Raw genomic sequence first — 13168 nt, forward strand, 5'->3', positions numbered from 1 at the left:
GATGTCCCCATGGCCGGGTTCGCTGCCGCCAACTATGCTCAGGGAATGCCTGGCGCCGTTGGCCCACTGGCTATTTGCACGTCACTACGTTCAGGGGATACGTAATGGGACAGGGTTCGTAATGGGACAGGGATTGGTGGGCGCGGACGTCGGAGACCTCCGGCGGTTGTCGGCCGTGATGGACGCTGAGGCTGAAAAGATCGCCGATCTCAGGCGCCAGCTCAACGGATTGATCCAGAATGGCAGCTACTGGCGTGGAAACGATGCAGACCAGTTTCGCAGCGCTTGGCACAGCGACCTCCAAGGCCGGTTGGGAGCGGCAGCTGCATGCTTGAAGACCAACGCCCGCGCCTTGAAGCTCAATGCCGAGCAGCAGGAGCAAGCGTCTCTGGGCGGATCGGGTGGACCTGGAGGTTCCAAGGGCGGACCGGGCCCGGGAGTCGGCAAAAGCCCAGAGGGAATGCCCGGATTCACTTTTGGTCCAACCACCTACGGTCCGGTGACGGTTGAGGGCGACGGGTCCTTGGTGGCTGAGGTCAATGGCGAGGCGCGCGGATCAGTCGGTCCTGATGGAGCGGCTTTTGAGGCCTCCGTTGACGGCAAGATCGGGGCCGAGATGACCTGGACTGCCACGTCCGGATTCGGCCCCGTCACGACCACCACTACCAACGAAACGTTCTCTGGAGCCCGTGGGGACGGGAAGATCGATGCCCGGGTTCCCTTCGGGTTGGGACTCCCGAGCCTCCAGGCCAACGGTGAAGTCTTCGTAGGCGTGGAGAACACCACCACAACCAAGAGCGAATTCTTTGACGGGTGGGCAACCAACACATCGACCGTCCGGGGCATGACCGGGGCGGAAGCAGGGATCCACGCGAGCGCGGACACCCCCTTCCTGTTCGGTGCAGGCGGCGAAGCGTTTGCGGGCCAAAAGGTCACCTTCGGCAACGAAACGGAGTTCGCGGGAGGCTTGTTCAGCATTGGACAAGGAGCGGAGTTGCGCGGAGGAGCTTGGGCCAGCGCCGGCGAAGGCGAGGTCAGCGTCAAAAACGATGACGTCACCGGCAAAGTAGCCGGTGCCGGAGCTGGTGCGGAACTGACCGCCTCCCAGTACATTGAAGTGCTGGGCCAAAAGCTGTCTACGTCAGAAACTGTCGCCGCTGGCGCGGGCGAAGGCTACTTCTTCAACGCGTCAATGGACGAGGACGGCTTCACCTTGGGTGTGGGCGCGAAAATTACGGCGGAACTTGGACTCGGCGCCGGAGGCCAAATCACGATCAGTCCCTCCGGATTCGTGGATTCCGTGACCGGGTTCGTCGATTTCCTCAACAAATAGCCTCCTGACCAGACACTGCTCCGAAAGGACTCCCATGACATCACACCAGGTCTTCCCGTCCGACGCTTTCCCCGCCTACCCGTCCATCAAGCTCACACCGCCGGCCGGTTGGACGCAGCAAGTGGTTCCCGACGCGGTGGGGGCACTCATGGCGCCCGCCACTGCAGGAAACTACACGGCGAATGTGGTCATCTCCGTGTCGCGCCGCTTGCCGGAGTACGGCCTCCAGGACATCGCGGCCTCCGTGGACCAATTCCTGGATGCCCTGCCCGATGCTGTGCTGCTTGCCACCGAACCCGTGGTCATCAACGGCCGTGATTGGCACGTTCGCGAGGCGCGATACACACACCCGCAGGCCGGGTCCTTGGCGCAGTTCACAGCCGTCACGGTGGTCCATCACCAAACCGCCGCGGACATCGTCCAGTTGACCGGCAGTTGCCAGCCGGTTGAGGGGAACGACGACCTCAAGGCCATCTACTCGGTCGTTGCGAGCGCGGACGTTACGCCAGCGCCCTAGCCTGCTCAATCAGCTTCAGCACCGCAACCGAGTCAACCGGATCAACAGGTAACGGAAGAGCAGAGGCCGTGCCGCCGTCGTCGAGCTTGTCCGCCAGGATCCTGTAGAACTCGGGGTACGCCCCGCGCTCGGTGGGGACAGCGGTGCGCCGCCCGTTGACTTCCAGCGTGCCATGGTTTTCGGCAGGCTCGACGCCGTACCCGGGGTCCGTAGGCAGCCCACCGCCCAGCACATACGGCTCCTGCGGGTCGGCACCGAACTTTACGAATCCGCCCTCGGTGCCGAGGATGCGGAAGCGCGGTCCGTGGAGGTGGCTGTTGAGGTTGATGGTGACATGGGTGACCACACCCGATTGGTGTTGCAGGACAAGGAAGACGTCGTCGTCCGCGCTTTCCTGGGGGCGGCGTCCTTGGATTTCTGCGTAGGTGACCTCGGCGGGGCCGAAGAAACGGAGAGTGAGGTCGAGGACGTGGGTGCCGAGGTCGAAGAGGACACCCCCGCCATCCTGGGTCGTGGCGCTGGCCTTCCATGCTTTGGCGATCTCCGGCGCCCATCGCTCCATGCCCACCTCAAACCGGGTCACGGTACCCAACGTCCCGGCGTCGAGCAGTTTCTGCACAGTGAGAGCGTCTGCGTCCCAGCGCCGGTTCTGGTACACCGTGAGGACGCGGCCCAGGCTCGCTGCAAGCTGGATTAATTCCTCACCTTGGGCGCTGTGCACCACGAACGGCTTGTCAACGACGACGTCGAGCCCGGCTTCCAGCGCCGCTTTCGCCAGCGGGTAATGGGTTGCGGGCGGTGTGCCCAGGACAACGAGGTCCAGTTCGCCAGCGAGGGCCAGGATGTCCTCCGGCGTGTTGACGATCGTCGCCTGTGGGTAGCGGTCCTTGGCTTTGGATTGGCGCGATGCATCCGAAGTTGCGATGACGGCGAGCTCATAGGCGGGATTGCTGGCGATGAAGGGCGCGTGGAATACGCTGCCCGATAGCCCGAAACCTGCTACTGCGGTACGGATCGGCGTGGAAGTCATGACCCTAGGCTACCGATCCTCACACACTTAACGGCCCTTTCACGCCAACCCTCTATCACCGGGTGATAGAGGGTTGGGGTGAAGGGCGCAAAATGAACTGGTCCCCGTTTGTTGGACTGGCTAATTGGGATTTTAGGCTGCGAGGGTCTGGGCCCGGTATTGCACCGGGCTCAGGCCTTCGAGTTTGGTGGAGATCCTTTCGTTGTTATACCAGCGGATGTACTCGTGCAGTGCTGTTGCCAAGGCGTCGGTGCTGAGGAACCGGACGTGGTGGAAGAGTTCTTCCTTGAGATGTCCGAAGAAGTTCTCCATGACGGCGTTGTCGTAGCAGTTGCCCTTGCGGGACATTGACTGGGTGGCGCCGGCTTCGGTGAGCAGCTGCCGCCAGAACACGTGCTGGTATTGGAAGCCTTGGTCCGAGTGAACCAATGGTTTTTGTCCCGGTTCCAGGCAGGTGATGGCCTGAGATAGTGAGGTGTTGGCTAGTTCCAGGTTCGGTGAGTTGCCGATGGAATACGAAATAATTTGCCGGTCGAAAAGGTCCATGACTGGTGAGAGGTAGAGCTTCCGGTCCCCGACGCGGAACTCGGTGACATCAGTGACCCACTTCTGGTTCGGAGCGTCGGCGTCGAACTTCCGGTCCAGCACGTTCGGTGCAATCACCCCCTGCTCGCCTTGGTAGGAGTTATAGCGTTTCCGCCGCCGGATCTTGCAGCGCAAGGCCAGGGCGCGCATCAGTTTCAGCACGGTCTTCTTCGCCACCGTCCATCCTTGCTTCGTCAGCTCGGTGTGGATTCGGCGATGTCCGTAACGGCCGTGGTTGGTCGTGAAAACCTCCGTGATGGCGCTCTTGAGTGCTTCCTGCGGGTCCGGGGACAGGAGCCGGGCCTGATGGTAGAAGAACGTCGAGCGGGCCAGGCCCGCGGCCCGCAGCAGAACCGGGAGCGGGTAATCAGCCTTGAGGGCAACGAGGGCTTGAACCTTCACCGTCGTTCCTGCGCCCTCAAGGCCCGCAATTTTCCCAAGTAGGCCACCTCTGCCCGCAACAGTTCGTTCTCCCGACGCAGTTGCTCAAGCTCCGAAACCTCCGGGGCCTGCGGCGTCGCCCCGGGCTTCACGGACAGCATCGCACCAGGCTTCCGCGACGGCAGGGCCACGGGTTCCCCAGAAGGTGCGGCCTTCGGCTTCGCTGGCGTGCCGTTGCGTTTTGGCATCAGCCCGTCTTCGCCCTCCAAGCGATACGCTCTGACCCATTTCTGCAGCAGTTGCCGTGAAGACAGGCCCGCTTCAACGGCCAGGTCGGGACCGGTTTCGCCCGCCAGGAACCGCTGCACCAAGGCCAGTTTGACCTCGAAAGAGTATGACTTCGGCGCCTTGGTCACCAAGACTCCTTCCCCATGAATCCTCCATAACCCATACAGTCCCCTTACCGGCACCTGGGGCGCATCAAGGTACCGGGCCGCCGCCCGATAGCCAAGCCCTCTTTCAAAACACGCTACAGCCGACACCCGCTGCACCACAGACAAAGAACTACGCGAACACATAAAACTGCTCCCCTCAAATCGGAACTGAAATTCTCAGTCCAACTTCAGGGGAGCAGTTCAAAAGGTGAGAGAGCGTGGGGACGGCGAAGGCCGGGAGCCTCTCCGAACCGGTCAACAGGTTCAGGGAAGCTCCCGGCCTTCAGGAACTTACAGCGGGGAGGCTACTTCTTGGCGCCCTTTTCCCAGCCGATGGTGGTCCAGTCAGGAACGTTGGAGAGGCTCTTGAACAGGGACGGGCCGTAGTTGGCCAGGCCTGTGCGCACAAACTGGATCTCCGGGCCGTTCAGCACGGTACCCATGGAGAAGTACTTCTCCATGTGCTTCTTCTCGACGTCCATGGCGGCCTTGTTGCGCTCTTTGTCATCAGCAATGGTTGCCAAGCGCGTGATTTCGGCGTCGAGCTCAGCATCACCCAAGCCGTTTTCGTTAGTGGCGGAGTCGTAGAACTGCTTCACGGCATCAGTGGCATCCGCGCCCACGGTGTAACCGGAGATGGTCACGTCGAACTCGCGTCCGCCGATGACCTTGCCGAAGTCAGCATCACCGCGCTGGTCAATGGACACATCCATACCAGCGGCCTGGAGCTGCTTCTGCAGGGTCTGCGAGGTTGCAGCCGTGGTGGGGTCGTCACCGAAGTTAGTGATCTTGAAGGAGACGGGGACGCCATCCTTCGCCATGATGCCCTTATCGTTGGCCGTGTAACCAGCGTCGGTCAGGACCTTCTTGGCAGCCTCAGTGCCGGTGTCCTTCACAGGGTAGTTGTCCTGGTAGTACTCGGAGAACGGCATCAGCATCATGGAGCCGGAGCTTTCCTCGGACCAGTTCAGGCCGTTGAAGCGGACATCGCGGATCGCTTTGCGGTCGACGGCGGTGAAGATCGCCTGGCGTACTGCGACGTCGGTCAGAGCCGGGCGCTTAGCATTGATGTTGAGACCACCGGCGAACAGGCGCTGACCGCGGCGGACCTCGGAGTTGGTGGTTCCTTCGAGTTGCTTGTAGCGGCCCAGGGTACGGCCGTTGGCTGCGTCGATTTCACCGTTCTTGAACGCAGCGATGGTTGCGCTCGGCTCCATCTGGCGCCAGATGACCTTTTCGAGGACCGGCTTCTGGCCCCACCATTTGTCGTTGGGCACCATGGTGACCGTCTTGGCGGTGGTGTCGTAGTTCTCCACCTTGAAAGGTCCCGCCATCCATTCGGGGTGCATGTTGCCTGCAAACCCCGTGTTGAAGATCTCGGGGGTATTGATGGCCGGGTGGATCAAGCCGAAGAAGAGGCCTTCCAACGGAAAGACCGGCTGGGTAGTGGTGACAATGACTTCTTTGTCGTTGGCACCTGCCTTGACTGAATCGACGAAAGCGTAAGCACCAGCGGTCACGATGTCGATTGACTTGTCTTCACCCTTGAGCATTTTCCAAGTGTTTTCGAACGTCTTGACGTCGATGGGCGTACCATCGTTCCACGTCGCTTTGTCGTTGACCTTGATGGTGATGGTCTGCTTGCCGTCCTTGACTTCGCTCTTGACGTCTTCGCAGAAGTCCTTGTTCGGCTCTGCCTTGCCATCGAAGTCCAGCTTCCAGCAGCCGCCAATGCCACCGCTGTTGATGGAGGCAGTGTTGACGGGAGTCATCAGGGCCGAATTGTCAGCGCTGTTGCCCACATTTGAGAAGCCATTGAAGTCCGGACCAATGCTGCCGACAGCAAGGGTGACCGTGCCACCCGGTTCCAGGTCTTTTGCTTCCTTGGCGTTGACGCTGATCAGCTTGCTGATGTCACCGCCTGCTTCTTCGGCCTTCTGCGAGGCCGGACCCGACGGCGTTCCCCCGCCGCAAGCGGTCAGCATGAGCGTCGCTGCGAGCGCTACGCCGCCGATCGTCGTGTATTTCTTCATGGTTTGCCCTTCATGTTTACGACTGGAATTTCATTTGCGAGTTGAGACCAGGGATTCATTTCAAATGCGTCATATGTCGTCAGGCATGCACCACCAGCATGTCGGCATCTATCTCTCCGTCCGGGAAGAAGCATGCGAAGTCCTGCGCGCCTTCCTTCTCAGAAGCCAGTGGCGGCTCCAGAGTAAGGCACTTCTCCTGCTTCGCGGCAGGTAGCGCGGCGAACACAGGACAACGCGTGGCGAAATTGCATCCCTTGGGCGCATCCAACGGGCTGGGAAGGTCACCCTGCAGGATGATGCGTTCGCGGGTGCGCTCCAGGTTGGGGTCCGGCACCGGGATGGCGGACAGCAGGGCCCTGGTGTAGGGGTGGCGTGGGTTGTCGAAGACGTCGTCCACGTCGCCGGTTTCCACGATCTTGCCCAGGTACATCACGGCCACACGGTCTGAAATGTGGCGGACCACCGAAAGGTCGTGGGCCACCATCAGGTAACTCAGCCCCAGTTCGGCCCGGAGCTTGTCCAGCAGGTTGATGACCCCTGCTTGGACGGAGACGTCCAAGGCAGAGACCGGTTCGTCCAGGACCACGAGCTTGGGATTGACCGCGAGCGCCCGGGCAATGCCGATACGCTGACGCTGGCCGCCGGAGAATTGGTTGGGGAAGCGGTTCACGTGGTCCGGCTGCAGGCCCACCAGCTTCATGAGTTCCATGATGCGTTTCTTGATGGCGGCCTTGGGCATCCCCAAGTTCTCAAGGGGTTCCGCCAGGACTTCATACACGGTGAAACGCGGATCCAAGGCGCCTGTGGGGTCCTGGAACACCATCTGCATTTCCTTGCGCATGGCCATCTTGGTCTTGTGATCCGTGGCCACCTTGTTGCTGACGCCGCCGATGATCACTTCGCCCACCTGGTCCGGGTGGAATTCCATAATCTCCAGGAGCGTGGTGGTCTTGCCGCAGCCGGACTCACCCACGATGGAGACACACTCACCCTCGCGGATATCGAAGCTCAGGCCGTCCACGGCCTTGACCGTGCCGATCCGCCGCTTGATCAGCGCACCCTTGAGCAAGGGGAAGTGCTTTTTCACGTCCTTGAGTTCCAGGACCTTGTCGCGCTCGACGCGGGCAACGCCGTCGAACTTTGAGATGGGCTTGGGCGGCGCGTGGAAGATCCTGTGGGCGTCAGCGTCGTTGGACAGCTCCTGCGACTTGATGCACGCTGCCTTATGCCCCAGCGTCTGGCCCTCAACACCGGGCACGGGTAACAGCTCCGGCTCGCCATGCAGGCAGGCGTCGCTGACCAGGGGGCAACGGGCCGCGAACGAGCAGCCCGTCACCGGCAGGGCGAGGTTGGGCGGAGTCCCTTCAATGGGAACCAAGGACTGCTTGGTGGCCGTGTCTACTCGCGGAACCGCGCCGAGGAGGCCCAGCGTGTACGGCATCCGCGGGTTGTAGTAGATGTCCTCCACCGTGCCGGTTTCCACGGGCTTGCCCGCGTACATGACCATGATGTCGTCGGCCATGCCGGCAACGACGCCGAGGTCGTGCGTGATCATGACGACGGCGGCGCCGGTCTCCTCCTGCGCGGTGTGCAGGACTTCCAGCACCTGCGCCTGGATGGTGACGTCGAGCGCCGTCGTGGGTTCATCGGCGATGAGTACCCGCGGATCGTTGGCGATGGCGATGGCGATCATGACGCGCTGGCGCATGCCGCCGGAAAATTCGTGCGGGAAAGCCTTCAGCCTGTCCTTGGGGCTCGGGATACCCACCATGCGCAAGAGGTCGACGGCGCGGGCTTCTTTGGCCTGCTTGCTCATGGTCGGATTGTGGACGGTCAGTGCCTCGATGATCTGGGTGCCCACCGTGTAGACGGGGGTGAGCGAGGACAGTGGGTCCTGGAACACCATGGCGATGTCGTTGCCGCGGTGCTTGCACATGGCTTTGTCGCTGAGGCCCAGGAGTTCCTTGCCTTTGAAGCGCACCGAGCCGGTGATGTCCGCAGTTTCCGGGAGGAGCCCCATGATGGCCATGGACGTCACGGACTTACCGGAGCCGGATTCCCCCACGATGCCCAGGGTCTTGCCTGGCATGAGGTCGAAGTCCACTCCACGGACGGCGTGGACCACGCCGTTTTCGGAGTTGAAGCGCACGTTCAGGTCGCGGATGCTGAGGACAGCGTCGCCGGGTGCGTAGAGTCCGGCGTCGCGGAGGCGCTCGGCGGGTGTGGTGTTGGTGCTCATTTGTTGGTCTTCTTTGCGGTCTTGGTCTTCGCCCGGCCAATGGAGCTGGAGCTGGGGTCGAAGGCGTCACGGAGGCCGTCGTTCATCATGGCCAGCGAGCCGGTCAGCAGGAACATGACGGTCAGCGGTACCCAGAACATCCACGGGAAGGAGGACACCTGGCCCGTGGCCTGCCCAATGAGGACACCGAGGCTGACGTCCGGGAGCTTAATGCCGATGCCGATGAAGGAGAAGGCGACTTCGGCAAGGATTGCCCCGGTGATGCCACGGGTGAAGTCGAGGACCAGCAACGAGCCGATGTTGGGAACCAGGTGACGCCAGACGATACGCCGGGACGGGACGCCCATGTACTTGGCGGCCTTGACGTAGTCGCGCTGCATCAGGGACATGGACAGCGAGCGCACCAGGCGGGCGGTGCCCATCCAGCTGAAGAACAGCAGGACGATCACCAGCAGGAGCCAGCTGGGAAGGTCCTTCAGGCCACCGCTTCCGCTGGTTGCCACGGCCACCACCAGGATGGCGGGCATCATGATGAGTGCTTCGAGGATGAACAGCATGGTGGCGTCCACCTTGCCCCCGAAGAACGCCATGGTGCAGCCATACACGGCGGAGATCAGCACGGACAAGCCGCCCACGATCAGGCCGATGAGAATGGAGGTCCGAGTGCCGTCCACTATGAGTGCCATGAGGTCGATGCCAGCCTGCGTGGTACCGAGCAAGTGGTCCGGTGACGGCGGCATGCCGATGTTCAGAGGATCAAGAGTGTCCTTGTCCCACGGCGTGAGGAAGCCGCCAAAGATGGAGAAGAGGAACAACGCTACGAAAACGAACAGACCGGCGACGGCGGTCCGGTTCCGCATGAAGCGACGGAAGATAATCCGGGACTTCCCAATGACGACGTCCTGGTCAGCTACCCTGGCCTCGTCGATTTCCGCGATGGGATCGATGATGTTGGTCATTACTGGACCCTCACTCGCGGATCGACCAGCGTGGTGGCGAAGTCGGCAAGGATCGCGCCGATCGCGAAGATCACCGAGCCGTAGGCCAGCGTGGCCGTGGCCACGTTGACGTCCTGCAGGCCAATCGACTGGATACTCCACAGGCCGATGCCCGGCCAGGCGAAGATGGCCTCGGCGAAGAAGCCGCCCGTGAAGATTGCCGGGATGGTGAACGCGATGCTTTGCGCCACTGGGATGAAGGAGACGCGCAGCGCGTGCTTCCTGATCGCCTGGTTCCGGGTCAGCCCCTTGGCCCGGGCAGTGCGGACAAAATCGGCGTTGACGTTGTCAAGCAAGTACTGCCGCTGGGCGATCTGGTAGCCCGCCCAACCGAAGATGGTCATGGCGAAGGTGGGCACGGCGTAGTGGGCCACAAGATCAACGAACGCGGGCCAGCCTGGCTCAATTCCCGGCGTCGAAATTCCTGTGACGAAGAAGATGCGCTCGCCTACGGCCTCATTGACGCTGATGGCACCCAGCTGCACCAGGAAGTAGGCGATGGGTGCCGGGAGGATGTGGACCAGGTAGCTGTAGGACGTGATGACACGGTCCTGGAACTTGTACTGGCGTGCGGCGGAATAGACGCCGAGGGCGACGCCGATGACCAGCGTCAGGATGATCGAAGCAATGAACAGCCGGGTGGAAACCAGCACGCGGTCGGCGAATTCGGCGTTGACGAACGCGCCGTTCGGGCTGCGGCCCCAGTCCCAGCGGGTGATGATGCCACCGAGCCAGTGGATGTAGCGTTCCCAAGGGTTCAAGTCCGGGTCCAAGCCCAGTCCACGGAAAGACGCAGCTACCTGTTCAGGGGTTGGCCGCGGAATTTTCTCTTGCTCGAGAACTGCGGGCTTGAGCGTTGAGACTGCCAGGAAGTAGCCGGCACTTGTGGTCAGGAAGATCATGATCAGGTAGATGCCCGACCGCTTCATCAGATATTTCAGCATGTCGGGTGGCTGCCCCGAATCGTGGCAAAACTCAATGCTCGTCCTTCCGCGGTTCCCGGCTGTGGCCGGCGTCAGCTACGAATTGGCGCAGCGGGTTGTTGGGTCCCCCGCACCCCTTCAGTGATCACCAGCCCTGTATGGCATGCGTCACATTCAAGAGGAAACTACCACAATAACTGCTTCACGTTTTGCTTCGCTGCCCTCAGTTTCGCGCCTGCAGCCAGATTGTTATGTGCAGACTGCGTCACGCTTCCGACCCTGGAGACACTGATACGCCCATGGCGGCCGCGATGGGGGCGCTAACAGGTTCGGCGGGAGGGCTGCGGCGCTAGGCCGTCCGCAGGAGGCGCGTGATCAGCTCGCGCCAGGAGTCGGTCAGGCGTGTGGGTGAAATGCCTCGAACGCGGACGTCGTCCACTATCCGCTCGGGATCCAGCGCGTAGGTGAGTGACATCGCCATGACCCAAGGGTCGGCGATACCACCCTCCCGAAGCAGGACTTCCATGTGGCGATGCGAGAGCTTGGTGGCCGGAACGTCGAACCTGTTGCGCGTGGCAGCACCCGCGGCCTTCAGGAGTTCACCATTTTCAAGGACGAAATAGATCCGGCCTTCTCCAAACGCCATCAGCCGCTCGAGGGGCGGTGCGCCCGGACCCAAGGGTGGTGGACCGAACATGAAGCCGTGCTGGAACTCAGACTCAGAATCGCTCAAGAGAGTCATCATGAGCCCCGCCCTGCTGCCAAAGCGGCGGAACACGGTCCCTTTGCCCACGTGGGCCTTGCAGGCGAGTGCATCCATGGTCAGCGCTTCGGCGCCGAACTCAGCCACCAAGTCCCGGGCAGCGTTGAGTAAGCGCTCACGATTCCTCGCTGCGTCACTGCGCTCGTGCGGCGCACCAAGGGGCACGTCCGGCCGGATTGGGATCGAGCTCACAGAAATATTCTAGACCCCGGGAATAGAAAGCGGACCGTGGTCCGTTTAGTATCGGTGAAGGCTCCACAGCCCAGTTACCGCAGGTCCGGTTCCGCGAGGGACTGGGCCAGACACAAGGAGACACCATGTCCAAGAGCACAGTTCTTACCCTCGTCGGCAGCCTGCGCGCCGATTCCCACAACAAGAAGCTCGCCGAAGCCATCCAGCTGAACGCACCCGAGAACGTCGACGTGCAAATCCACGGCTCACTGGGCACCATCCCCTTCTACAACGAAGACATCGACGTCGAAGGCCAGGTCCCCGCCGAAGCTGCCGCCCTCCGCGCTGCAGCAGCCGAAGCCGACACGATCCTGTTGGTCACCCCCGAGCACAACGGCACCATGCCCGCATCGCTGAAGAACGCCATTGACTGGCTGTCCCGCCCGTTCGGCGCCGGCGCCCTCTCCGGCAAGCCGACCGCCGTCGTCGGAACCGCTTTTGGCCAGTTCGGTGGCGTGTGGGCGCAGGACGAAGCCCGCAAGGCTGTGGGCATCGCCGGCGCCAAGGTCCTGGAAGATGTCAAGCTGGCTGTCCCGGGTTCCATGATCCGCTTCGCTGAACTGCACCCGAAGGACGACGCCGAGGTTGTTGAGCAGATCAAGGGCATCTTCGAGCCCCTGACGGCCGTCCAGGAAGAAGAAGCGGCCGCCTAGTCTCTTCGCTTCTGATGCCCCTGTTCCGCAGCTTGCGGGACGGGGGCATTTGCCTTCCCACGCGTCGCCGGACCGCTGCCGGCTTCAGCGTGATCAACTCTTGTCCGAACCGTCACCGTAGCGGCATGTTGCGCTGCGCCCATGCGTCCTAACGTTGGAGGTACAGGTGGACGGACAGGAGCGCGGGCTGTCATGCATGCCGGACGGGGATTCACAAGTACGACGGCGATCGCCGCTGCCTGCCTCGTCTTCAGCCTGGGGGTGGCTGGCTGTACATCGATTCCGGCCAGTCCCGAAGGCGCAGGGCCCGCAAGTGCCCGTCCTTTGCCGACGGTTTCCGTGACTGCTTCGGCCAGCATGACGCCCATAGTTTCCACGCCTGGCACTCCGTCTGTTGCCGTACCCGCCGCACCTCCCTCGACCGCCTCAGTTTCCTCGGCCCCCTCACCAACGCCGACGCGGTCCCCTCCCAGCGCTCCGGCAGCCATCCCCGCGCCTCCTTCGGCCTCTCCAACTGAGCCAGGTTCCGCCGTCGAGCCTTCCCCCGAACCGGGCACCAGCGCGCCCGAACCTTCACCAACCGCCACCGTGGTCCCCGTGGATGCAGACACCTCGGGGCCGGCGGTCTACTACGTGGCAATCGACGACGGCGGCTCCCGCGGCGTGCGCTTCGGCTGCAACGACAGCCTGGTTCCGGTCCGCGGCGTGGCTGTGCCCGGCGATCCCCTGACCGTTGCTCTGGGAAGACTGCTGGAAGCCGGAATGCCCGTGGACAGTGATGCCGCACTCTACGACGCACTGGCAGGTTCCTCGTTGCGCTACTTGTCCGGCTACATGAGCGGGGCCACCGTAGTGGTGAACCTCAGCGGATCATTGAGGCCCGGAGGGGTGTGCGACATTCCGCGCATCCAAGCGCAACTGACGCACACCATCGTGTCGGCCAGCGGAGCGTCGCGGGCCGAGATCTACGTCAACGGCCGGACATTGACCGAGGCCTTGAGCGTGCGGTGAGCATAGGCTTGGGGGACATCTTGATGGGGGGGAAACG

Annotated in this window: 12 protein-coding genes; 4 read left to right on the plus strand and 8 right to left on the minus strand. The window is 62.4% G+C overall.

Annotated elements, in window-relative coordinates:
• The first annotated feature begins 121 nt into the window (after positions 1 to 121).
• Positions 122 to 1333 carry a WXG100 family type VII secretion target gene (locus J3D46_RS02615; RefSeq protein WP_231342342.1) on the plus strand — a complete coding sequence of 404 codons (1212 nt, stop codon included), beginning with the start codon at positions 122 to 124 and terminating at the stop codon, positions 1331 to 1333.
• Positions 1334 to 1367: 34 nt separating this feature from the next.
• Positions 1368 to 1850 (plus strand): hypothetical protein, encoded by a 483-nt coding sequence (locus J3D46_RS02620; RefSeq protein ID WP_231342337.1) that lies wholly within the window; start codon positions 1368 to 1370, stop codon positions 1848 to 1850.
• Here J3D46_RS02620 and J3D46_RS02625 read toward each other — a convergent pair.
• From J3D46_RS02625 to J3D46_RS02660, 8 genes are all read right to left on the minus strand, one after another.
• Entirely contained in the window at positions 1834 to 2880 is a 1047-nt protein-coding gene (locus J3D46_RS02625) for a Gfo/Idh/MocA family oxidoreductase (protein ID WP_231342335.1), read from the minus strand. The genes J3D46_RS02620 and J3D46_RS02625 overlap by 17 nt on opposite strands.
• 132 nt (positions 2881 to 3012) lie before the next feature.
• A complete protein-coding gene (locus J3D46_RS02630) occupies positions 3013 to 3867 on the minus strand; it encodes an IS3 family transposase (protein ID WP_231343491.1) in 855 nt (284 codons plus the stop codon).
• Entirely contained in the window at positions 3864 to 4262 is a 399-nt protein-coding gene (locus J3D46_RS02635) for a helix-turn-helix domain-containing protein (RefSeq protein WP_231343490.1), read from the minus strand. Before J3D46_RS02635 ends, J3D46_RS02630 begins: the two co-directional genes overlap by 4 nt.
• Before the next feature lie 323 nt (positions 4263 to 4585).
• Positions 4586 to 6313, minus strand: coding sequence for an ABC transporter family substrate-binding protein (locus tag J3D46_RS02640; RefSeq protein ID WP_231341932.1), 1728 nt, complete (start codon positions 6311 to 6313; stop codon positions 4586 to 4588).
• Positions 6314 to 6392: 79 nt separating this feature from the next.
• Complete coding sequence (locus J3D46_RS02645) at positions 6393 to 8552, minus strand: ABC transporter ATP-binding protein (RefSeq protein ID WP_253464935.1); 2160 nt, start codon at positions 8550 to 8552, stop codon at positions 6393 to 6395.
• The gene (locus J3D46_RS02650; protein ID WP_231341930.1) at positions 8549 to 9511 is read right to left on the minus strand and encodes an ABC transporter permease; all 963 of its coding nucleotides are present in this window, start codon (positions 9509 to 9511) and stop codon (positions 8549 to 8551) included. Before J3D46_RS02650 ends, J3D46_RS02645 begins: the two co-directional genes overlap by 4 nt.
• Positions 9511 to 10494, minus strand: coding sequence for an ABC transporter permease (locus J3D46_RS02655; protein WP_231341929.1), 984 nt, complete (start codon positions 10492 to 10494; stop codon positions 9511 to 9513). The genes J3D46_RS02650 and J3D46_RS02655 overlap by 1 nt, the downstream gene beginning before the upstream one ends.
• 328 nt (positions 10495 to 10822) lie before the next feature.
• On the minus strand, positions 10823 to 11428 hold the full coding sequence (locus J3D46_RS02660; protein WP_231341928.1) for a TetR/AcrR family transcriptional regulator: 606 nt from the start codon (positions 11426 to 11428) through the stop codon (positions 10823 to 10825).
• 125 nt (positions 11429 to 11553) lie between these two features.
• Here J3D46_RS02660 and J3D46_RS02665 point away from each other — a divergent pair, with 125 nt between their 5' ends.
• Positions 11554 to 12120 (plus strand): NAD(P)H-dependent oxidoreductase, encoded by a 567-nt coding sequence (locus tag J3D46_RS02665; protein WP_231341927.1) that lies wholly within the window; start codon positions 11554 to 11556, stop codon positions 12118 to 12120.
• Positions 12121 to 12717: 597 nt separating this feature from the next.
• Complete coding sequence (locus J3D46_RS25050) at positions 12718 to 13131, plus strand: GerMN domain-containing protein (RefSeq protein WP_253464937.1); 414 nt, start codon at positions 12718 to 12720, stop codon at positions 13129 to 13131.
• Positions 13132 to 13168 lie beyond the last annotated feature (37 nt).

The sequence above is a fragment of the Paenarthrobacter sp. A20 genome (genome assembly GCF_024168825.1).
GTDB lineage: Bacteria > Actinomycetota > Actinomycetes > Actinomycetales > Micrococcaceae > Arthrobacter.

Bases quoted from the DNA above. Each gene is read 5' to 3' on its own strand.
- J3D46_RS02615 (WP_231342342.1), top strand. From the start codon at position 122: ATGGGACAGGGATTGGTGGGCGCGGACGTCGGAGACCTCCGGCGGTTG.
- J3D46_RS02620 (WP_231342337.1), top strand. From the start codon at position 1,368: ATGACATCACACCAGGTCTTCCCGTCCGACGCTTTCCCCGCCTACCCG.
- J3D46_RS02625 (WP_231342335.1), bottom strand. From the start codon at position 2,880: ATGACTTCCACGCCGATCCGTACCGCAGTAGCAGGTTTCGGGCTATCG.
- J3D46_RS02640 (WP_231341932.1), bottom strand. From the start codon at position 6,313: ATGAAGAAATACACGACGATCGGCGGCGTAGCGCTCGCAGCGACGCTC.
- J3D46_RS02645 (WP_253464935.1), bottom strand. From the start codon at position 8,552: ATGAGCACCAACACCACACCCGCCGAGCGCCTCCGCGACGCCGGACTC.
- J3D46_RS02650 (WP_231341930.1), bottom strand. From the start codon at position 9,511: ATGACCAACATCATCGATCCCATCGCGGAAATCGACGAGGCCAGGGTA.
- J3D46_RS02655 (WP_231341929.1), bottom strand. From the start codon at position 10,494: ATGCTGAAATATCTGATGAAGCGGTCGGGCATCTACCTGATCATGATC.
- J3D46_RS02665 (WP_231341927.1), top strand. From the start codon at position 11,554: ATGTCCAAGAGCACAGTTCTTACCCTCGTCGGCAGCCTGCGCGCCGAT.